Annotated in this window: 19 protein-coding genes and 1 pseudogene; 10 read left to right on the top strand and 10 right to left on the bottom strand. The window is 55.2% G+C overall.

The genetic code is table 11. The features are described from left to right. The first annotated feature begins 253 nt into the window (after positions 1–253). From J2S62_RS11115 to J2S62_RS11095, 5 genes are all read left to right on the top strand, one after another. Positions 254–1,186, top strand: a complete 933-nt coding sequence (locus J2S62_RS11115) for a nucleoside hydrolase (RefSeq protein WP_310174697.1) — start codon at positions 254–256, stop codon at positions 1,184–1,186. A 236-nt stretch (positions 1,187–1,422) separates the two neighbouring features. Further along, complete coding sequence (locus tag J2S62_RS11110) at positions 1,423–2,220, top strand: ABC transporter ATP-binding protein (RefSeq protein ID WP_310174695.1); 798 nt, start codon at positions 1,423–1,425, stop codon at positions 2,218–2,220. Beyond that, entirely contained in the window at positions 2,217–3,143 is a 927-nt protein-coding gene (locus tag J2S62_RS11105) for an ABC transporter permease (RefSeq protein WP_310174693.1), read from the top strand. The genes J2S62_RS11110 and J2S62_RS11105 overlap by 4 nt, the downstream gene beginning before the upstream one ends. Continuing rightward, on the top strand, positions 3,140–4,141 hold the full coding sequence (locus J2S62_RS11100) for an ABC transporter substrate-binding protein (RefSeq protein WP_310174691.1): 1,002 nt from the start codon (positions 3,140–3,142) through the stop codon (positions 4,139–4,141). The genes J2S62_RS11105 and J2S62_RS11100 overlap by 4 nt, the downstream gene beginning before the upstream one ends. A gap of 385 nt (positions 4,142–4,526) precedes the next feature. Beyond that, complete coding sequence (locus tag J2S62_RS11095; RefSeq protein WP_310174689.1) at positions 4,527–4,907, top strand: ImmA/IrrE family metallo-endopeptidase; 381 nt, start codon at positions 4,527–4,529, stop codon at positions 4,905–4,907. Positions 4,908–5,053: 146 nt separating this feature from the next. Here J2S62_RS11095 and J2S62_RS11090 read toward each other — a convergent pair whose 3' ends face one another. Both J2S62_RS11090 and J2S62_RS11085 read right to left on the bottom strand, forming a co-directional pair. After that, a complete protein-coding gene (locus J2S62_RS11090; RefSeq protein WP_310174688.1) occupies positions 5,054–5,773 on the bottom strand; it encodes an ion transporter in 720 nt (239 codons plus the stop codon). Positions 5,774–6,364: 591 nt separating this feature from the next. Then, positions 6,365–6,910: a type IV toxin-antitoxin system AbiEi family antitoxin domain-containing protein gene (locus J2S62_RS11085; RefSeq protein WP_310174686.1), complete on the bottom strand. Its 546-nt coding sequence runs from the start codon at positions 6,908–6,910 to the stop codon at positions 6,365–6,367. A 220-nt stretch (positions 6,911–7,130) separates the two neighbouring features. Here J2S62_RS11085 and J2S62_RS11080 point away from each other — a divergent pair. Next, positions 7,131–7,802 (top strand): annotated as a pseudogene (locus J2S62_RS11080) (serine hydrolase domain-containing protein). 108 nt (positions 7,803–7,910) lie between these two features. Here the strand turns inward: J2S62_RS11080 and J2S62_RS11075 are convergent. The 4 genes from J2S62_RS11075 to J2S62_RS11060 all read right to left on the bottom strand — a co-directional run bounded on the left by J2S62_RS11075 (position 7,911) and on the right by J2S62_RS11060 (position 11,506). Further along, entirely contained in the window at positions 7,911–8,501 is a 591-nt protein-coding gene (locus tag J2S62_RS11075; RefSeq protein WP_310174684.1) for a hypothetical protein, read from the bottom strand. Positions 8,502–8,745: 244 nt separating this feature from the next. Further along, complete coding sequence (locus J2S62_RS11070; RefSeq protein WP_310174683.1) at positions 8,746–9,810, bottom strand: GIY-YIG nuclease family protein; 1,065 nt, start codon at positions 9,808–9,810, stop codon at positions 8,746–8,748. 83 nt (positions 9,811–9,893) lie between these two features. Beyond that, positions 9,894–10,472 carry a DUF421 domain-containing protein gene (locus tag J2S62_RS11065; RefSeq protein WP_310174681.1) on the bottom strand — a complete coding sequence of 193 codons (579 nt, stop codon included), beginning with the start codon at positions 10,470–10,472 and terminating at the stop codon, positions 9,894–9,896. Positions 10,473–10,531: 59 nt separating this feature from the next. Further along, positions 10,532–11,506, bottom strand: a complete 975-nt coding sequence (locus tag J2S62_RS11060) for an AEC family transporter (protein WP_310174679.1) — start codon at positions 11,504–11,506, stop codon at positions 10,532–10,534. Between the two features lie 342 nt (positions 11,507–11,848). Between J2S62_RS11060 and J2S62_RS11055 the strand changes: the two genes are divergently transcribed. Next, positions 11,849–12,064, top strand: a complete 216-nt coding sequence (locus J2S62_RS11055) for a DUF6458 family protein (RefSeq protein ID WP_310174677.1) — start codon at positions 11,849–11,851, stop codon at positions 12,062–12,064. Between the two features lie 220 nt (positions 12,065–12,284). Continuing rightward, complete coding sequence (locus J2S62_RS11050) at positions 12,285–13,373, top strand: hypothetical protein (protein ID WP_310174675.1); 1,089 nt, start codon at positions 12,285–12,287, stop codon at positions 13,371–13,373. Here the strand turns inward: J2S62_RS11050 and J2S62_RS11045 are convergent. Next, complete coding sequence (locus tag J2S62_RS11045; protein ID WP_310174673.1) at positions 13,370–14,440, bottom strand: GIY-YIG nuclease family protein; 1,071 nt, start codon at positions 14,438–14,440, stop codon at positions 13,370–13,372. The two genes, J2S62_RS11050 and J2S62_RS11045, sit on opposite strands and share 4 nt — an antisense overlap. A gap of 298 nt (positions 14,441–14,738) precedes the next feature. Between J2S62_RS11045 and benD the strand changes: the two genes are divergently transcribed. Beyond that, positions 14,739–15,536, top strand: coding sequence for a benzoate diol dehydrogenase BenD (benD, locus tag J2S62_RS11040; protein WP_310174671.1), 798 nt, complete (start codon positions 14,739–14,741; stop codon positions 15,534–15,536). A 38-nt stretch (positions 15,537–15,574) separates the two neighbouring features. Next, positions 15,575–16,684, top strand: coding sequence for a 2-keto-3-deoxygluconate permease (locus tag J2S62_RS11035; RefSeq protein WP_310174669.1), 1,110 nt, complete (start codon positions 15,575–15,577; stop codon positions 16,682–16,684). Positions 16,685–16,734: 50 nt separating this feature from the next. Here J2S62_RS11035 and J2S62_RS11030 read toward each other — a convergent pair whose 3' ends face one another. The 3 genes from J2S62_RS11030 to J2S62_RS11020 are packed head-to-tail and all read right to left on the bottom strand — an operon-like array spanning position 16,735 to position 19,829. After that, on the bottom strand, positions 16,735–16,860 hold the full coding sequence (locus J2S62_RS11030; protein WP_310174667.1) for a hypothetical protein: 126 nt from the start codon (positions 16,858–16,860) through the stop codon (positions 16,735–16,737). Between the two features lie 30 nt (positions 16,861–16,890). Continuing rightward, a complete protein-coding gene (locus J2S62_RS11025) occupies positions 16,891–18,276 on the bottom strand; it encodes an NAD-dependent succinate-semialdehyde dehydrogenase (RefSeq protein ID WP_310174665.1) in 1,386 nt (461 codons plus the stop codon). Between the two features lie 44 nt (positions 18,277–18,320). Continuing rightward, positions 18,321–19,829 (bottom strand): flavin monoamine oxidase family protein, encoded by a 1,509-nt coding sequence (locus J2S62_RS11020; protein WP_310174663.1) that lies wholly within the window; start codon positions 19,827–19,829, stop codon positions 18,321–18,323. Between the last annotated feature and the right edge of the window lie 26 nt (positions 19,830–19,855).

Raw genomic sequence — 19,855 nt, 5'->3', positions numbered from 1 at the left:
ACTGTTATAAAACGAAAACAGGCAAGACTCTCATGGTGCCTAATTTCAATCTTTATCGTGCGACAAGCGCTCGCAGAATAAACTCGGCGACGAACACATCCCAAGGACCCAAAGTGATATACGAAAGCACCGTTTGGGCCGTCACTAGCACCATGTATTCCTTGGCGTGTGGTGTATGAGCACGCTGCGATGGTTAAAGCCTTCTACGACGTGACCTTCCGCTGCTGACGGGGCTCGAGCATAATGTGGTTGCATGTCTTCTACACTTTTATCGTTTCCGAATGGGAGCGGCGTGCGAATTCCGGTGTTACTCGATACTGATATCGGATCCAACGTCGACGACCTGCTCGCACTGCTCTTCACACTGGGGAACAACTCACTGAACCTTGTAGGCGTGACCACAGTGTATGGGGACACCATGCTCCGGGCTAGGGTGGCCCAATCCACGTTGGCGCTCGCAGGACGTGCCGATGTTCCGGTGGGCGCCGGTATCGGGACGCCGCAGTCGGGCAAGCCAGTCTTCTGGACCGGGCATGAAGGCGAAGGGTACGACCTTTCCGAGACGTCCGAACCGGTGCCCCCGGCGTCGTCGATTTATGTTCAAGCTTTGAAGCGGCATGGTTCCGACCTGGTGATTGCCGCGATTGGCCCACTCACCAACATTGTCAGTGTTCTCCAAGCAACCGACGTCCAACCTCGATGCGTAATTGCCATGGCAGGGCAGTTTGGTCCGGGGGAGCCGGACCATAATGTCAGTTCAGACACCGTAGCTGCAGCGCAATTGATGGAGCTGGGTGTGCCGGTCGTCTTAGTCGGGATCGAACTGTGTCGACAAGTGCCCTATGATTTCACCGATCTCGATGCGGTCATCCACGCCCTTCCTAACCATCCTTTGACGAAGGTGGTTGCGGATCGTACCCACGCGTGGTGGAACTACCGTGGAGAAAGCCGTTCTAACCCGTGTGACCCGCTGACCTTACTAGCGTTGGCTCAGCCGGAACTCTTCGACTTCCAGCAGGCGGAAATTGCTTTTGTTCCTCACGGCAACAAGGCCGGTACAACCCTATGGGAAGCGTCAGACAGTGCGAGCAGTTTCTTCGCGACCACGGTGCACGTACGGCGCGCCCGTGAAATCATCTGGCGCAATATCATTCGCTGCATTCATGACGCACCCGCTGCCACCTAACTATCGTCACCTTTAAGCTCTTCGTCCGTCTCCACAGACTTTCAAGCTCGCCACACCGATCCTGGACGTAGAACAGTGACTTAAAACCACAACCCCGTGAAATCCGAATACGCTATACCGAGTGACCAAATGGTCTCAAGAGCGTTGGGGAACACTTGTGCCGCAGCAGCTACAACGATCGGCGACGGGCCTCCTGATTGGAGACCCGCCGTCTATGAAGAGGAAAGTAAACAGCGATGAGTGACTCTATAGAAACTCAACCACCTGCTTACGAAGTCAAAAATCTCAATAAGATTTTCGTAGCAGAGAAACCGGTTCACGCCTTGGTGGACATCAACCTGACGATCCCGGAAGGTTCGTTTACGTGCATCGTCGGGCCCTCGGGTTGCGGTAAATCCACCCTGCTACGGATTCTCGGCGGCCTCGTCGACGAAACCTCCGGGACAGTTAATCGGTCGCTGACCAGCCAATCGGTCCCGTCGTCGGCATTTGTCTTCCAAGAACACGGTATTTTCCCCTGGATGAATGTCATCGATAACGTCGCCTTCGGCCAGCAGATGGCCGGGATCGATAAGAAAACTCGCCGCGCCTCTGCCACCGAGTGGATCAAACGCATCGGGCTGAGCGGATTCGAAGACAGCTACCCGCACCAGTTGTCAGGTGGGATGCGCCAGCGCATCGCAATTGCCCGCGCCTTTGCTACGGGTTCACCCGCATTGTTAATGGACGAGCCACTCGGAGCGCTGGACTCCCAGACACGAACGCTGATGCAAGAAGAACTCGTGGCGTTGTGGGAAGCCGAACGCAAAACCGTCGTGCTCGTGACCCACTCAATTGAAGAGGCGCTGCTGCTCGGGGATCGTATCGTGATGATGTCAGCTCGTCCCGCCACGGTCAAAGAAGTCATCGACGTGCCGTTTGAGCGGCCGCGTGGCATCGATACCGAGAAGGATCCGCGGTTTGGTGAGATGAAAACACAGATTTGGGAATCCATCCGCGATGAGGTTCAAGAGTCGATGGGAGCGATCTCGTGACCGAAACAACCAACACCACCACCAACGGCGTCGCTGGTGCTGCTTCGGACGGTATGGACTCGGGGGAGCAGCCCGGTAGTCTGATGACCCTGCCTGCCGCCACCCAGCACGCTATTGATACGCAGCAGCGGAAAAACCGCTTCCTTCGTCGTCGTGATGTGCTCTTATCCATCCTGACTCCCATCGCGTTTCTGGTGTTATGGGAAGTCGCTGCAGCGACCGGGATGATCGACTCCCGCGTCTTTTCGGCACCAACGCTGATCTTCCAGACCGCTTTCGAAATGATTCGCGACGGCTCACTGTTCGTCCACTCGTGGGCCACCATCTATCGTCTCGTGTTGGGCTTCATTATTGGTGCCGCCGTCGGTATCGGGATGGGCCTGCTCATGGGGCTGTGGCGACCGCTCCGAGCAGCCTTCGGCCCGATGTTTACAGCATTGTATGCGCTGCCGATGATCGCGATCTTGCCGTTGTTGCTATTGGTCTTCGGCCTGACCGAGACACCGCGTATTCTGGCGGTGGCGATCTCGGTGTTCTTCGTGCTGCAGATCAATACCACGGCTGCCGTCATACAGATTGATGCCGGTGTACTCGAAGCGGCGCGCTCCTATAACGCGCGCGGCTGGCGGCTGTTTACCTCAGTCTTGTTGCCAGCGTCGTTGCCGACCATCTTGACCGGTATGCGTGTCGCAGCAGGTATGGCCGTCACAGTTGTGACCGCGGTCGAGTTCGTCGCCGCGAACGAGGGCCTGGGCTTTTTGATTTGGAATTCATGGCAGCTGTTCCAGCCCTCCGTGATGTACGTGGGTCTGGTAGCAGTGGCCATATTAGGTGCGGTTGTAACGTTCGGCCTGGTCTGGCTCGAACGCGTGGTCACACCATGGAAATACGCGCGAAATAAGAAAAGGAAGAAACATTCATGACTAAAATTCGTCGCACAGTCGCGGGCTTAGCAGTCCTAGCGCTGGGGCTTACCGCATGCGGTGATTCGGGTGAAGCATCCGAAGAGGATTCGACCATCACGCTGGGTGTGGCCAGCCTGCCGATCTTTGCACCCGTGTTCGTCGCCGATGAGAAGGGCTACTTCGAAGACCGCGGCCTGGACGTCGAACTCGAATTCGTCCAAACCGGTCAGGACGCTATCCCACTGCTGTCCTCGGGCCAGATGGATGCCTTGGCCGCAGGCTTCTCCGCCGGGGTCTTCTCCGGACTGGATGAGGGCCTGGAGTTCCGCATCGTCGGGTCCATGGGCGTTGCCGACGGTAGTGACTACGCGCCAGCACACCTGATCGTGCGTGATGAGCTGGTTCAAGACGGCACCGTATCCGGTATCGAGGATCTCGAAGGCCTCAACGTTGGCGTTGCAGGTGGCGAAGGCGGCACCGGAGCATTCCTAACCGCCCAAGCACTGCAGGAAGCCGACCTGAGCATCACCGATGTGAACCTGCAGAACGTGGGCAACCCGGACATGCCAGCGGCCATGGACAACGGCAGCATCGACGCCGGCCTGATGTCCGCGCCATTCTCGGAGAACGCCCTGAACGACGAGATCGGTCAGTCGGTGTGGTACCCGCCGGAAGGCACCAGCGGCACCGGCCTGATGTACGGTGAGCATTTCCTAGACCGCGAAGAAGCAGACCTGCTGTTTGAAGCATTGGCGCAAGCTGCCGATGAGCTGCAAGGCGATGCCCGCTACTCCGAAGAGTACTTGGACATCGTCGGTAACGCCATCGGCCAATCCGGTGAAGATCTCCAGGGTGTGCCGCTGTACACCTGGTACTCCGACCTGCGCCCACTGCCTGACCAGTTAGCTGCCATGGAATCCGTCTGGCTTGAGTACGGCGCCCTGACCTATGATGAGCCGCTTGACCCAGAAGAGTACATCGACTCATCCTTCTCCGACGCTGTCGATAGCGAGTAAAGCTTCTCAACAGCCGACCGCATAGCGTCATGTAGGAACGGCCTCGTCTTCGTGTAGGAGACGAGGCCGTTTCTTTCGAAGCCAGGGGGTCTGTCACCGCCTGCTGTGACGCACTGAAAAGCGCTAGCAGTACGGGGCTGTAGTTATCCTTTAAGACAAACTCATAGCCTGTGAATAACTCGCAGCACAATCCACAAATTTTTACACGAGGAATCCTCGTCCCTGGAAATGAGCGATGATGTGAGGTGGGAGGCGGAGTTATGAACGAATTAGCATACGTTAGAGCTCGTCGTGAAGCGCGAGAGCTGCTCGAAGCACATTGGGATGGCGAGTTCCCCGTTAAGCTTGGGCCCATCACGGAAGCGCTAGATGCCGAGAATATGAGATGCCGCTAGATGGTGGTATTTCTGGGGTTGTCTCGAAGCAGCCTCGCGGCGCAGCTGAGATTGTTCTTAACTCCACCGAACCTGCTGCGCGTCGACGGTTTACTTGGGCTCATGAATTAGGCCATGTAGTAGAACGTGGCTCCGTCGCTTCTGACGAGGACTACTCGTTTACCGATGCTCGCGGCAATGATTATAACTTGCACGAGTTCTTTGCCGACGAATTTGCAGGTGCCTTATTAATGCCAGAAGATGAGATCACCCGCCTCGAGATAGTGGGGTACTCCATCGCTCAGCAGGCTCGTTACTTCGGTGTCTCAATACCTGCTGTACGGGAGCGCCATAAACGGCTGTCGAATCAACCAAGCCCTGCATCCTTATAATCTATGGCAGACGATTTTGAAGAGCGCGCGATTGCGGTGCAGTCGTTTGCAATCATGGGGTTTGTTGCACGCGGTTTGTACCCATCTCCCGTCACTAAATGTTCCAGGGAAAGTGAGCCCGTGGAGTGACCAGCTTATAAAGCCGGTTAGCCCTCGTCCTCTTGGCGCAGATTATTCGCGAGGTGCGTGGTGTGGCCAGGTTCGGCTGAGGGCGCTTCTTGCGCCGTCGCCTCACGACCCAGAAAGTACGCGCCGAGTGTGCCGGCGAGGGTAGCGAACACCACTACTGAAAAGATAGCCAGCACGACATGCAGGATGCGAACAAAGACCGTGTCTGCGGTGAAACCGGCTCCAGTTATCGTGGCCAGTGCGGCCTCGTAGAGCGCATCCAAGTAGCTCGGGTAATCAGCGAATATGTAGAGTAGCTGGCTGGCTCCCAGGATGACGATCGCGGTGACAGCAATCAGCCAGGCAACTCGGTTAGAGAGCAGTTTCTCGGCGGATCGTGAGCCGCGAACTCCTGCGGAGAGAACCCTGCCGAATCGTGTGACGCGTAGGATCCGCAGTGCCCGTAAAGCTCGAAAGAACCGTAAGAACGGCAGCACCAGGAAAATAATCTGCCACCAGTTCTTGCGCCAGAAGCTGGCTTGGAACCGAGCAACGTATGCACGTAACAGGAATTCGGCGACGAAGATGCCCCAGAAGATCCAGTTGATGACTGAAAGCACGGTTTGACCAGTGGGGTCTGTGACCAGCAGCTGTGCAAGGACGACCAGGAGGAAGATGATGCCTAGGACACCCATCGGCCGGTCGAGTCGTCGTGCGAGGACTTCCGCATCGATCAGCCGTCGTTGGTCGTCAGCCACCAATCATTCCTCTCCGTCAATGTGCTGAGTTGTCTAACCTGCTCAGAGGTTACTATTCGAGCATGGCACGGAATGCGCCGTCACTCCAACGGGCGGTGCTTGAGAATAACAGTATTCTATGAGGAGCTTCCTGGTGTGGCAGCAACCACTTCTGAACCGTCGTTCATCCTGGGCTGGGGGCTTCAGGTGACGTGTGGTTGTTAAGCGCACGTATCTTGGATTCCAACCATTCACGAGCTGACTCGAGGTCTGGGGCAGGGGCTATTTGTCGACCACCGATGAGTACCTCTTGAAGGGCTTCATCGTAGCGGGTTCGGTCACTGCTCATCGCTCTTAAGATGCTCTCGGATTTGCGCAATTGTCGTTTCATAATCACGCAGGAAAACGCCGTCGAGATCGGAAGTCGCTCGGGTTCCTAATTCACCTCGCTGCATTTTGATAGCGAGACCGCCCTTGATTGCTACAGAATCCGGCAACATTTGAGTAGTTAAAACTCCGATAAAAGTAGTGCGAACTCGTGCCACCGGAAGACCTAATCTTCGTGCTGTCTTTCTATGATCGTGTTGAGTTCATGCACTGTTTTAACAACCGTCACGAGGCCTCCTCGGAAGCTAGTGCGAGAAGTTCGTGTACTTCTACGGAACTGAGCAATTCACGACGTGCCGCTTGTGAAATGGCTTCTCTCCATCGGGCCTGGGGGATTTTTTGGTGTACCTGCCGTAAGGCATAGTTGAGAGCCACCGAAGGTACGCCGTGATAATACGTGGTTTCATCTTCTTGCAGAGTGGTTCGCTGAGTCACGTGTATCCATTGCGGAAGCGTTCGGCGTTTTTGCCGAGTGGTTGCAATCTCGATCCTGGCAGGGTTGGCATGTCCTAGTTCTAGTAGAGCCAGAACAGACTCGCCTTCGAGATACGCATGCTCTCCGACTATCGCGACGGCTTCAGCTTCATCAGAGCCGATGGTTCGTGGGAAATCATCGAAACGGTAGACCCCGTGACCAATTCTGCGGATCGCGCCGCGTTGGGCGAGTTTGCGCAGCTCGACAGCAGGGATGTCTAGCTCATCGGCGTCGTCGGTAGTGATAATGCCGTGCTGGTATGCCGCGATATGACGAAGTTGCTGCTGGTAACTCACGTGCCCTCCCTATCTTCAAAACCGTACCAAATATGGTACGGTTTTGCATATTCTGCTTCGGGGTCATGGATATCAAATGCTCGACGCGCGCCTGGGGCACATGACGCGTCGTGTATGCACATCATGACTACGGCTGGGCAGGAACTGGACTGTCTGGCGTGGCGCCTACGAGAACGCAGCGTTCGTTAAAGCCTTTTACGACGTGACCTTTCGATGCTGAGTGATACGAACTGGATTCGCGTGCAAAACGATTCTGGCGCAGCAGGTTACGCTCGAGGAACTCAACGCCTACGGTCTGGCTGAGGACCCGCAGTTTGAGCCCGGTACTGAGCACGTCTATTCGAACACCTCAACGAATCTGCTGGGCGTCGTCATTGAAGAAGCCACCGACTAATCGATTGCCGAGGTGATCAACGAGCGCATCGTGGCGGAACTCGGCCTCACCGATACCCGGTATGTCGAGACCGAAGACGACTGGGTGGACCCGCACGCCCAAGGTCATCAGCCAGCCGAGGGGCAAGTCGAGCTCAACTTCAATAACTTTTCCTCGATGGGCGCTTCCGGTGCGATGGGCTCCACGACAGACGACATGACCGTGTGGGCTGAAGCGCTCGCAACCAGTGAGCTGATCTCGCCGGAGCTGCACGACCAGCGACTGGTCGGTGCGCCGCTGACTGAGAGACCAGAATATGACGAATACGCCTTAGGCATCGGTTCGCTTGACGGCTGGTGGGACCACACCGGTGAGGGGCAGGGCTTTACCGCATTAGCCATGCACGACGTGGAGTCGGAGGCCAGTGTGGTGATCTCTATGGACATCTCCAACGCGGTTGTGAGCTCGGAGGGCGGGGAAGAGGTGTATCGCCAACGTGCCCACAGCACTGATGCGTGAGTATGCCGAATTTTGGATGCGAACGAGCAAGGATCCAGCGGGCCGTATCTCCACTAGATAAGTACGTGCAGACCCCTAACCTATCGCTGGCAGAAGGTAGTCTAACCTTCAGCCTGCTTCTGAAATTATCTTTCTTTGATGGTCCAAGTAGTCAGCGATCGTCACGACGTTATTATCTACAGGCTCGTCGAACTCAGGTGGCCTAGATAGGTTTGCCTTGGCGAGCTCTCTGGAATAATTAATGAGCAGGTCCGTGAATGATAGAAACCCGCAGGATTCAAATAATTTCTTTAGGCTCCGTTCTCGAATTTGCTGGGTAGCCTTCAATGCTTCCGAGAGCTGATCGATAATTTCAGTAGATAACCTCTTGTCATGGACCGCTGCCGCATAGGCCGTCATAGCGCTGTTCAACTCATCGACAATACGATCGGTACGTGCCCGCGCGTGAATGTAAAACCCTCCGGCGACTGCTCCAGCAGTTGCCACTAATGCACTACCGGTGAGAACTAGCCTGGAGTTTGATGATTGGGTCAGACGCATCATAGCTTCGGATAGGTTCTCCGAGCGAGCTACTTCGACTAAATGTTCCATAATCTGTCCACTAGTATTCCGCATCACTCCGCCATGCCGAACCCATTCGCCGGTAAGTAATTTCTCTTGTGCTTCAGGTGACAGAAGATAGTGCGCTTGTACAAACATTGGGTAATTCCTAGCTCATTTCAGTGTGGCGCCTTTATTAGATTACCTCTAGCCGATGCACTGTGCTTCCGGAAGCCCTCGCGCTCACACCTGCGAAGGATTGAATATGAGAGCCGGTAAGAAGCGTAGTTGTTGCATGCCATTTGAGGTAGCGTCACGAGCATAGTGTGCCTAACCTGTGATCGCGCAGCATTTGTCGGTGGCTAATGTCGGCTTCTTATGTACCGGGTCGGATGTAGCTTCACTAATGCTCGTCTGATCCGGTCACGAGTATGTGTTCCTCGTAGGCCCGGCGGGTTAATTCGCGTGAATGCCATCGCCGAAAAATGCCAGATTGATTAGACCGCATCAAATCAAGGCAGAGCTTTCGCACACCTTGCAAGATTTCAGGCTGGTCCAGGGCCTGACCCAGCAATCCGGTAGGGACGGCCATACGATCGACGGGGCCAATACGGTATGTAGGGGAATCAATGAACGTCGGCACGACCGGTGGATCTTGTATCCATCTGTCTTGGATGACGCCCTCGTCGGTGAGCGTTCCCTCCGTCGTGTTGAGGCAGCTGAGGTGTACGTCAACGGGGGTACCGTCGACTCGCTTCAGTTCTACTGTGTGCCTCGGAACGTAAAGGACTTCCACGACGCCCACGTTGAGGGTCGCAAGTCGACCTCCGACGGTGCTGGGGTAATCCGAAAGGGTCCAGTAAATGCTTTCGAGCTCAACTGCTTCGGGGATAGCTCGCGCAATGACTTCTCCAAGATCAGCGCAGACTGCATCGGCTACGGTTGGCCACGTCTCGTCGGTGGTGTCTTCGGCAAGCCAGGGAAGTTTCCCTTCAGGACTCTGGTGTAATTTAGTGCGACCTTCCACTGGTCGGTCCGCTGCATGCCGAATATCTTCAATGTCGTAGTCAGAGACTCCGTTTGCCCAATGTTCCTGTTCGATGATCGGAACGTCGCCGTCTAATCTGCTGGGACCTTCGAACCCGAAGTTGAACACCTTATTGCGTAGTGAATGGCCCTGGTTCTTATAGGCTTCGATGAAGTGAGCCTCGAGCGCATCCAGGTCGGCTGGGTCTGCGTCCATGACCATTAACCGAGAGATGTCGCTCCAGGGCGGATGATGACTACTGCCGCGAAGGTGGGCTGGGAACCGTCGGGCGAAGTTTTTGGTTTGTCCGACGTAGTACTGCCCGTTGGTAAATTCGAAGATGTAGATACCCGAAGTTCTGCCGTATACAAACGGTGCGAAGCTTGACCGGTTTTGGACGTCGTAGCTATCGAAAGAGCGTTCGTTGAAAGTAGTTGACATGACTCTCCACAGGGTGCAGGTGTGATCCGAAGCTTTGTTAGACCTTATCAACTGGTTTTAGAGATGTATCTACCTCGCATCGATCATGGTTCGACATTCTCACCCGCGAGCACCCGGTCTGCCCCAAGCACACCGTGCAGTACGTCGGGATCTAGGGTGTCGTTGTACTCGAGAACGCTGAGTGCGCCGCTGGGCTCAAGGACAATACAGCGCACCTGCCGCAAATTCGAAAGCCCAGTTTTCCTGACACAGCTAGTTATTTCGTCGTAGGTAATATGCGTTTTGCGCATCAGATCTGGTTGGGGTTGCCCGTGCGCTAACACTACGGTCGGTCGGGCATTGAGGACGCGATGCAGTCGGATGTTGTTGCGGAATAACCCGAAGACGGCTTCACAGCACAACAGCGTGACCAGCCCGATGACACCGGCCGCCAGGGTTGGTGGGTGGCCGATGATCACGCGCCCCGCAACAGAGCCGAGCATGACGCCGACGACGATATCGAACCCCGTGAGCCCCGAGAGCACTCGTGCGCCAAAGACCCGCACTAGTAGTAGGAACACCAGGTAGATACCGATCGCCGAGACGATCACGATGGGTATTCGCCACAGCTCAATTCCTAGCGTGTCGACGAGTTGTTCCTGTGTCAGGCTGAAAGCATCCATGACGTCATATTAGACCGTGGCGTAGCGTGCCCCGCCGGTGTGTTGTCAGCCCTTGAGCGCTACAATACCATTGCGGTGAGCGCCGGTATGGTGATGATCGATAACAGGGTGGTGCCCGCGAGTATGGCTGCTGCTAAGTCCCCGGACTCGTCGTAGCGTTCCGAGAGAATGTACCCGGAGGTGGACATTGGCATCGCTGCCATGAGGATGCTGGTGATCATCCAGTCTGCACTGGCTGATTGGCCGATGAGCGCCACGAGTGCGACGGTTGCCATCGGAAAGACAATGTTCTTCATCCCGATGCCCGATACCACCAGCCCGATACTGATGCTGCCGGAGCGCAGACTCTCCAATGCTGGATGCAATGCGATCCCCACGGAAAACAGCGCCAACGGAATTGCCGTTTGACCCAAGAGCTCAAGGCTGTCATTGATAAACGCTGCCACAGGCACTTCCAGTATCAGCACGAGCAGGCCCAATACCGTCGAGATGGTCACCGGATTGTAGAAGACCCGAGCGACAATCTCCCGGACTACTGTTCGAGCTGACAAGGACGTCCTGCGTCCGCTGCTTTCTGACGGCTGTTGAGCTTGTTGTCCTCGCAACAGGGGATATCCCACGAGGAATACGAGGTTGTGTAGAAGGTGGACCAGTACGGCGGGGATGGCGGCGTCGTTCCCCAGTAGCGCGATGGTCATCGGGATGCCAAAATAGCCCACGTTGCCGTAGGTCGAGGATAAAGCCAGTGGCGCTGCGTGTTCCCGGTGTTTTGGAAGCAGCCAATGAGTGACTGCATAGATAAGCAGGAATGCTACCGCCGGGAAGACGAAGGCCAGCACCCAGACCTGCCAGGGGAACGAATCCGGGAGTTCTGCCGTCGTAATTGCGACATAGACGAAGCAGGGGAGGGAGATGAAGAAGACAAACTGATTGAGCCCGCCCGCCCGTTCTCGGAAGCTTTTTGCATACCCGGCGGCAAAACCGAAACCGAGAATGACGAACATCGGTGCGAGAACGTTCAAGGTGGCGAACATAGGGGTCATTCTAACGGTGGGTTAGCTCATGGGGCGTAGTGCACTAGGGCGAATAGCGTGTGCAGTTCGTTGGAGCTGATGCGGGAGTGCGTCGGGATTTTAGCGGGGTAGGGCGGACACCTACTGACGCCCTGCCCTCCACTTCCGGAAGGTGAGCCTTCGGTGTCGGAATCTCCGATAGTTCTGCAGAGTGAACATGCCGGGGCGTGTGGCACCTGCAATTTCACCCACGTGATCGCTTCTCTGCGCAGGATCACCTGAAACCTATGCTGGGTCACTTCTCGATATTAGGGTGGTACCAATCGAAATGCTTGAACTTTTACCGACGTAAGGAGAATGGTCATGAGATACGGTGGGTCAGTCGCGCTGATAGTTATTGGCGCCATCCTGTATTTTGCGGTGCGCGTCGAAGTCCAACCGATAGATATCAATCTCATCGGCCTCATCCTGATGATCGCCGGCGCAATCTGGCTTGTGGTCAATTTCATTGTCGATGCCACGACGCGTCGCCGTCGAGTAGTTCCCGTCGAAGAGCGTCGCGAGATTATCGACGAGTAACCTTGTCTAAGGTGCTCATGCCGAAGGCTCTTCTGAGCTAGCTGACATATTACGCTTGACCCGGTCGAACACTGAGGGACACCTTCCCTCTCGCGTAAGCTATGCCACATGGCAGAAAAGGATACGGAGCGCGTCCCTCAAGAAGTTCAAGTACGGAATCTCGGCAGCAAAGGGCTCTGAGCTCGCAGTATTTGAGTTTCAAGGTGAGCTGCGAGACCTAATGGTTTCTAGTTTGCATGAGGCTTACCTGACGACAGGAAATTATGCGTCCGATGCGCGTGCCGTGGCTCCGCAGAGCGCGATGTCTGCGGCTTTTGCCGGTTCGGCAGCAGTCGCGACTGGGTTGTCCGCTCAAATTTCGTCCTCGTTATTTATGGCTACCGCAGACCCAACAACTCTCATGCAATTCAATGGAGGATACGGGCCTGCTGTGATGGGCGCAAAAGGCATCATCCGTAATGCTCCGTTCATTCCAGTTGCAAGTTCGCTACCTACGGTATTGCCCCTTGCGGCCCTGCAGACTCTGAATACGGCAATGATGATGCAGCAGTTCCAACAAGTCGACCGGAAGCTCGACGCCATTAAATACACCTTGGATACTGTCATCGCAAGAGCAGAAGCTACCCATGCGGGAGAACTTCTTGCGGCTTCGTCGGTGGTTGACGAGGTATACCGCCAATACGAATTAGAAGGGCAGTTCTCGCAGGACATGCTCATCCGGTTGAGCCTGGCAGAGCGCGATGTGCGAGCTCTCGCTGTTCGGTTCCGCCACCTCGTCGAAGCCCACCGGGACATGAACGTAGAAGAGCCAGCTGAAGTTCAACAAGCGAATTATGATGCACACAGTGCGATGCTGTCGTCCTTCCTTGACTTGCGAATCTCATACTTGCGGGTGTGCGTTGATATGCAGGAGAATCCGAAGTCAGTGAACTCCACCGTAGAGATGTTGAAGACAAAAATTGACGACAGCACTGCGTTTTGGACGCAACTCTTGGAGCGCTCGCAAATGCTAAAGAAACGTATCGACGAGTTGGAGTCTAGCCTCGAAGATATGAACGTCGCTGAGCGGTTTACGAAGTTCATTGGCAACCGGGGCACGCTCGAACAGCTGAAATCGGCGTACACAACGACGATGGAGAGCGAACGCGAAATCATGAAGGGATTCCATTCGCTCATTGAATCGGCAGAGAAAACTCGCAAAGAACTTGATGCGCCTTCGAAGGCTTCGGGTAGCGAGCCGACCCTGGTCTATTGGAAGGACGAAGCCGGGACGCACTCCTTTGTCACTGATGAACTGCGCCTGGCCTAAAGCTGGTAAATGTCGTCTTCGAGGACGCGTACGTGTTCTTCGTAGGCTCTACGTGCCAGTTCGGGTGAGTGCCACCGTCGAAATATGCCTGACTGCCCGGATCGCATGAGATTCAGACAGAACTCGCGAACGCCTTGCAAGATATCTGGATCATTAAGGGCCTGACCTACGAGCCCCGTCGGAATAACCACGTTATCGACCGGTCCGATTCCATACGTCGGTTGACGAGTCATATTGGAGACGAACAGAGGGGTATTATGCCAGCGTGGTTGGAGCTCTCCGGCCTCGGTCACAGTTCCCGCTGCCATGTTGAGTCTGCTGCAGTGGATTTTTACAGTATCGCGTCCACCCCGAATGAGTTCAATAGGCTCTCTCGGAAGATATAGGACTTCGACGCTGCCCACGTTGAGAGTCGCAAGTCGCCCGCCCACAGTATTGGGATAGTCCGAGACTGTCCAGTAAATACTTTCCAACTCCACGGCTTCCGGGATGGCCCGTGCTATGACAGCCCCGAGATCAGCGCACACGGCGTTAGCGACAGTCGGCCAAGATTCATCGTCGGTCGTTTTATTCATCCATGGTTGGCGGCCCTCGGCGCTATGGTGCAGTTTCGTGCGTCCTTCGAAGGGGCGATCTGCTCCTTCACGGATCTCTGCGATGTCGTAGTCTGAATCGCCGTTTGCCCAATGAAGTTGGTCAATGATTGGGATATCACCGTCTAGCTGGCTGGGGCCCTCGAACCCAAAATTAAAGACCTTGTTACGGAGCGAAAAGCCTTCTTCTTTCTGCCACGCAATGATCCGGAACTCTAGCTCGTTCAATTCCCCCGGCTTCGCATCCATAACCATCAACCTGGTGATATCGTCCCACGCTTCGTGATGGTCGCTGTCCCTGATGTGGGAATTAAATCGTCCCACGAAATTCACTGTTTGGCCCACATAGCGCTGACCATTTTCGAACTCGAAGATATAAATGCCGGAACTTCGTCCTCGCACAAAAGGGGCGAAGCTTGAGCGCTCGCGGACATCGTAGCTATCGAAGGAACGTTCGGAGAAGTCAGAAACCATGGATGGCGCTTTCAGAAATTGGGGTTGGAGTCCTTAGCGATGTGATCTGGCTCTACATATACCAGCGCTGTGCCGTCTGGTGGGATCGGTGTGTCCCGGTGTAGTCGTGGTCTAGCCGACCTATATCTTCAGTGTCTCAATGACTAGCGATTGTGTATTTAAGTTATCTCACCTAACTGTGTACCCTAACTCTCACGCTTGAATGTTGTAGCTAACGTCGCAGCAGCGTAAGCGAGAGTTTACCCGTGGTTCATTAGGCAACCTGCTGCGAACTTTGAAGAGGAGAAAGGCAAGAACAATGGCGCAAAAAGACAGATTTACCGACAAGGTCGTCATCGTAACTGGAGCTGCCCAAGGCATTGGGGAACTCCTTGCGCGGTCCTTGGTCGAGGAGGGCGCGAAGGTAGTCGTCGCTGATAAGTCGCCATTGGTGAATGACTTAGCCCAAGAGATCAGCGACGGTGACGGCCAGGCGCTAGCTGTGGTGCAGGATCTGGAACTCTTCGAAGGGGCTCAAGCCGTAGCCGAAGCCGCCATCGCTGAATACGGCCGGATCGACATCCTCTTCAACAACGTCGGCGGCACCATCTGGACGCGTCCATACGAGCACTACGAACCGCAACACATTGAGGACGAAATTAATCGGTCCCTGTTTCCCACGCTCTGGTGTTCGCGTGCCGTTCTGCCGCAAATGCTGGAGCAAGAAGCCGGTGTGATTGTGAACGTTTCTTCGATCGCGACCAGAAGCATCAACCGGGTTCCGTACGCTGCAGCCAAAGGTGGCGTCAACGCGATGACGAAGTCCTTGGCGTTCGAGCTCGGCGACCGAGGTGTTCGTGTGCTGTCTGTAGCCGTCGGCGGTACAGAAGCGCCTCCTCGTCGTGTGCCTCGAAACCCAGAGGGTAACCCTTCTGACCTCAGTGAACAGGATCAGAAGTGGTACCAGGAAATCGTCGACCAGACCACGGATACCACCACGCTTGGCCGGTACGGAACTCTGGAAGAGATGGTCGCCCCACTCCTCTTTGCTGCTTCGGACGAAGCTTCCTACATGACTGGGTCCGTAATCCCAGTTGGCGGCGGAGACCAGGGCTAAGTAAGTAAGCAGCTTCAATCATATAAAAGGATAAATAAATGGATCACGTATTTAAGCTGCTGGGACGTATCCCAGGTGCGATTATGATTGTCCCGCTCTTTCTTGGGGCACTCATCAATTCCTTCTTCCCAGAAATACTCGACATCGGGAGTTTCACGACCGCACTATTCAGGGACGGGCTGCCCGTCCTCATTGGTCTGTTCTTCTTAGCCGTGGGCTCGCAGATCAACGTGAAAGCAGCCTTGCCTTCGGTCGAAAAGGGGCTCGTCCTGCTCCTTGCAAAGTACGGCATGGCGGTCGCGGCAGGGCTGTCGGTAGCGTTCTTCACTCCGAATGGCGTGCTGTTCGGTCTGCTGCCGCTGGCTATTATTGCCGCAATGTCGAACTCCAACGGGTCGCTTTATGTGGCACTGACGGGACAGTTTGGTAACCGCACCGATAAAGGTGCCATCTCCGTGCTGTCCGTCAATGACGGGCCCTTCTTGACCATGATCGCCATGGGTGTCGCAGGGTTGGCCTCGTTCCCAATCCTTGCCTTATTCGCGGCCATCTTCCCGATGATCCTTGGATTCGTTTTGGGTAACACCAGCGAGAAGGCCCGTGAATTCCTTGCCCCTGGAGAGCGGCTGATCATTCCGTTCGCAGCCTTTGCTATCGGAACAGGTATCGACTTCGAGGTACTGCTCGGCGATGCGGCTATCGGTGTTCTGCTGGGTATCGCAACTGCAGTTCTATCCGGTGGGGCAGCAGTTGGTGCACTCTACTTGTGGCACGTTGCGCGTAAACATCCACGTCCTACCCGCAACCTTGTGGCAGGCGTTTCGGAAGCTAGCGTGGCAGGCAATGCGATTGCTACGCCAGCGGCAGTTGCCGCCATTGACCCGAGCTTCCTTGAAATAGCGGACGCCGCAGCTGCCCAGATCGCTGCAGCAGTTGTGACCACGTCGTTTGTCCTGCCTTTCGTGGTCGCGTGGTTCGCCGGCTGGCAGCGTAAGCGAGGCATCACACCAGAGAACGAAGATGCTCTCTACCACTCAGACGAAGAGTCTGCTGTCGAGGCTGACCATGATGGAACCGGGAGTTCTTCCGTACAGCCCGAGGGAAATGATGATGCAGCTCCGTCTGTAGCGGGCTCACCCTCTAGGTAGGGACCACACTTACAACTAGTTCAACGAACGGCCGCTGTCTGCCCGACCAATTACTGGCTGAGGCAGACAGCGGCTTTTTGTTTGTGTTGACCATCCCAACCGGTTGCGAATCCCGCCTGGATCGTCGAAGGACGAGTCAGAAGAATGTAGGCTTCGCCATCTAAGCCTTCTGACATGCGAGCAACCGCCACCAGCTCTGGGACAATCTATTTTTTGACGGTCATAAGGCGTTTATTGACGAACTCATCCATTCCAACAGGTCCAAGTTCGCGACCGTAGCCGGACCGTTTCACGCCACCGAAAGGTACCTCTGCGGATTCTTCCGGCGAGGTGTTGGTGCCGACCATCCCGGCTTCGAGCTGTTCAGCGAAAGCCTGGGCGCGTTCTTGATCGGTAGCGAATACGGCCGAGCCCAGCCCGTATTGGGTGTCATTGGCAAGCTGTAGGGCATCTTCATCAGATTCAGCTTTGAAGATGTTGATGACCGGTCCGAAAAACTCCTCGTAGTAGACATCGGAACCCTGTGGGATATCGGTGATCACCGTGGGTTGTACGAAGAATCCCGGACGGTCTTCGCGTTCACCACCGGTGTGGATTTTTGCACCAGCCTGCTTTGCCTGCTCCAGCTGCTTCATCAGCGTCTCTGCGGCTTTTTCGGAAGACAACGGTGAATAACCATTTTCTGCTTCTTCGGTTGGATCCGCAGGCTTGAGTTCAGACGCCAAAGCCGTCATTTCTTTGACGAAATCATCGTAGATATCGTTCATAACGATCATCCGTTTATTCGAGTTGCATGCCTGGCCGGTGTTTTCCATCCGGACCTCAAATGCCTGCTGCGCGGCAGCTTTCACGTCATCGGTCGACAGGATGACATATGGATCAGAGCCTCCCAGTTCAAGCACAGCTTTCTTCAAATGCTTGCCAGCTTGCTCGGCAATCGCTGCACCGGCGCGTTCGGAACCGGTCAGGGATACACCCTGAATAATTGGGTGGGCAATGAACGCCGAGATCTGCTCGTGGGTTGCAAAGATATTTTGGTAGACGCCTTCTGGGATGCCAGCTTCGTCCATCATGCGTTGGACGGCTAATGCCGATTCTGGACAAGATTCGGCGTGTTTGAGGATGATCGTGTTGCCTAACACCAGGTTCGGCGCGGCAAAGCGCGCGATTTGGTAGTAGGGAAAGTTCCAAGGCATGATTCCTAGCAGCGGCCCGACTGGACGACGCTGAATGTAGGAGATGGTGTCATCATCTTCATTCACTTTTTGATCAGCGGCGAGTTTCTCACCATTGGTCGCGTAATAGCGGAAGATTTCTGCTGAGAATTCAGTTTCCTCTCGAGCTTCTGCGAGCGGCTTGCCCATTTCTTTGGTCATAATAGCGGCGAGCTCTTCAACGTTCTGCTCGAACAGGTCGGCTAATGTGGAAACCTTTGCGGCACGTTCTGCAATGCTTAGCTTGCGCCAGGAATCAAAGGCCTGGCGAGATTTTTCGGCGATGGTATCAACATCTTGATCCGAAATGCCCGGGTATTCTTTGAGAACTTCTCCGGTAGCGGGATTGATGGTCTTGAATGCGGCGGAAGTAGTCAAGGTTCCTCCTATGTTGTATTGGTGGACAGCAATGCGTCCATTGGTCAGCCTAGTTGTTCTAAAATCGAGTTGGCAGCGATCTCGCCCTGGCGGATGGCACCGTCGACGTGTTGGTATCCCTCTGCTGCGATGTCCGAGCAGGCATAATAGATCGGGCCGGTTGGTTCATTCTGCAGATGCCCCCAGCGACTCAGACCGCCCAGATCATAACTGGTGGCGTATGCGCCGCGGGTCCATTCTTCTGCTGCCATGTCAGATAGGTAAAACGCAATCGGATGCATGGCCTCTTCGCCGAGATACGCTGCAAGTTCGGCCAAGATCTCCTGCTTACGCTCTTCCTCGGATAGTGCCCACATGCGTTCAGCGTGGACATCCGAGATAAAACTGACGAGTACGCCGTGGGGGTCTTCGCCCTCCTTGGCGTTGACGGAGTTCGGACCGTAGTTGGTGTTGTCATACACTTCAGGGGCTACGTGTCCGCCTCCGAAACCAGTACCGGAAAGACCCTTTTCGCGCCAAAAGGGCGTCTCGTAGACAGCATGTACTTTAATGACCAGGCCCATGGAGATGTGCTGATGTGCAATCATCTGTTCGCGCGGCAGTGGTGGGACGTACTGGATCCGATGGTAGAGATTCGGCGGGACAGCTAGGACCACGTTTTTGGCTTTCACTATGACCGAGTCAGCATAAGCGGTCACTTGTCCGGGTGCGCCGTTGCGTGGCACGCCATTGCGTACGTCTGATGAAATGTTATTGAGTGCATCAGCGGTGGATTCATCCGGGGTCGCCCAGTTGAGCTGGCGTACGGGGGAGCCCAAGATGACATCGTCGCCTACATACTGTGCAAGCTTTAGCGATACGGATTGCATACCGCCCACCACGCGCTCATCGAGAATGAAGTCCTCATCCACAAGATTCGAGAATGAACCAGCCGAGGCAGCCATTAACAGGGCCTGTAGGGCCGAGAAGGTATGCGAGGGTTTGGTCAGCATGCCGGATGCGATGCTCATGGAGATGTTATCGATAGCTTCTTGATCATCTGAATGTTGCTGGAGCCAGGCCCGGAACGAAATAGTATCTAGTTCAGCGGCATCGGGCATCTTCCACGGGCGCGCGACGTCCATCTGATCTACTTTGGCGTTGAGTAAATCGGTGAGCTTTTCCATCTCGGCGTTGGTTGCGTCAGAGACTGGCAGGGCCTCCCCGGTGTAGGTATGCCGTGTATTATCTGGCGCACGATACACATTTTTGCCATCGCGATAGCGTTTGAAAGTCGTCAACCCGAGTTCCTCCACCAGGCTGCTAAGGCGCGTCTGGTCCGGGGAAATCCACTGACCACCGATCTCAATGAAGTGTTCCGTGCCGTTCATATCTTTGACTTTGGCGTTCCAGGTTCTGCCACCGACACGCTCACGGGCTTCAACAACGGCGACAGACTTCCCTGCTTTCTTTAGTGTGTAGGCCGCCATGAGACCGGCTGGGCCAGCTCCGACGATCACGACATCGCGCTCAAGGGTTGGACGTTCGGCTGGAGATTCAAATGCTGTAGACATTCACGCTGCTTCCTAATAATGAATGG

The organism is Enteractinococcus fodinae (assembly GCF_031458395.1).
In the GTDB taxonomy this organism is placed as follows: Bacteria; Actinomycetota; Actinomycetes; order Actinomycetales; family Micrococcaceae; genus Yaniella; species Yaniella fodinae.
This window is presented reverse-complemented; position numbering and strand designations above follow the sequence as displayed.

Excerpts from the sequence above, each read along its gene's own strand:
- J2S62_RS11070 (WP_310174683.1), bottom strand. The coding sequence starts at position 9,810 with ATGTCAACTACTTTCAACGAACGCTCTTTCGATAGCTACGACGTCCAA.
- J2S62_RS11055 (WP_310174677.1), top strand. The coding sequence starts at position 11,849 with ATGAGATACGGTGGGTCAGTCGCGCTGATAGTTATTGGCGCCATCCTG.
- J2S62_RS11100 (WP_310174691.1), top strand. The coding sequence starts at position 3,140 with ATGACTAAAATTCGTCGCACAGTCGCGGGCTTAGCAGTCCTAGCGCTG.
- J2S62_RS11035 (WP_310174669.1), top strand. The coding sequence starts at position 15,575 with ATGGATCACGTATTTAAGCTGCTGGGACGTATCCCAGGTGCGATTATG.
- J2S62_RS11115 (WP_310174697.1), top strand. The coding sequence starts at position 254 with ATGTCTTCTACACTTTTATCGTTTCCGAATGGGAGCGGCGTGCGAATT.
- J2S62_RS11060 (WP_310174679.1), bottom strand. The coding sequence starts at position 11,506 with ATGTTCGCCACCTTGAACGTTCTCGCACCGATGTTCGTCATTCTCGGT.
- J2S62_RS11075 (WP_310174684.1), bottom strand. The coding sequence starts at position 8,501 with ATGTTTGTACAAGCGCACTATCTTCTGTCACCTGAAGCACAAGAGAAA.
- J2S62_RS11020 (WP_310174663.1), bottom strand. The coding sequence starts at position 19,829 with ATGTCTACAGCATTTGAATCTCCAGCCGAACGTCCAACCCTTGAGCGC.
- J2S62_RS11050 (WP_310174675.1), top strand. The coding sequence starts at position 12,285 with ATGGTTTCTAGTTTGCATGAGGCTTACCTGACGACAGGAAATTATGCG.
- J2S62_RS11065 (WP_310174681.1), bottom strand. The coding sequence starts at position 10,472 with ATGGATGCTTTCAGCCTGACACAGGAACAACTCGTCGACACGCTAGGA.
- J2S62_RS11045 (WP_310174673.1), bottom strand. The coding sequence starts at position 14,440 with ATGGTTTCTGACTTCTCCGAACGTTCCTTCGATAGCTACGATGTCCGC.
- J2S62_RS11110 (WP_310174695.1), top strand. The coding sequence starts at position 1,423 with ATGAGTGACTCTATAGAAACTCAACCACCTGCTTACGAAGTCAAAAAT.
- benD (WP_310174671.1), top strand. The coding sequence starts at position 14,739 with ATGGCGCAAAAAGACAGATTTACCGACAAGGTCGTCATCGTAACTGGA.
- J2S62_RS11030 (WP_310174667.1), bottom strand. The coding sequence starts at position 16,860 with ATGTCAGAAGGCTTAGATGGCGAAGCCTACATTCTTCTGACTCGTCCT.
- J2S62_RS11095 (WP_310174689.1), top strand. The coding sequence starts at position 4,527 with ATGCCGCTAGATGGTGGTATTTCTGGGGTTGTCTCGAAGCAGCCTCGC.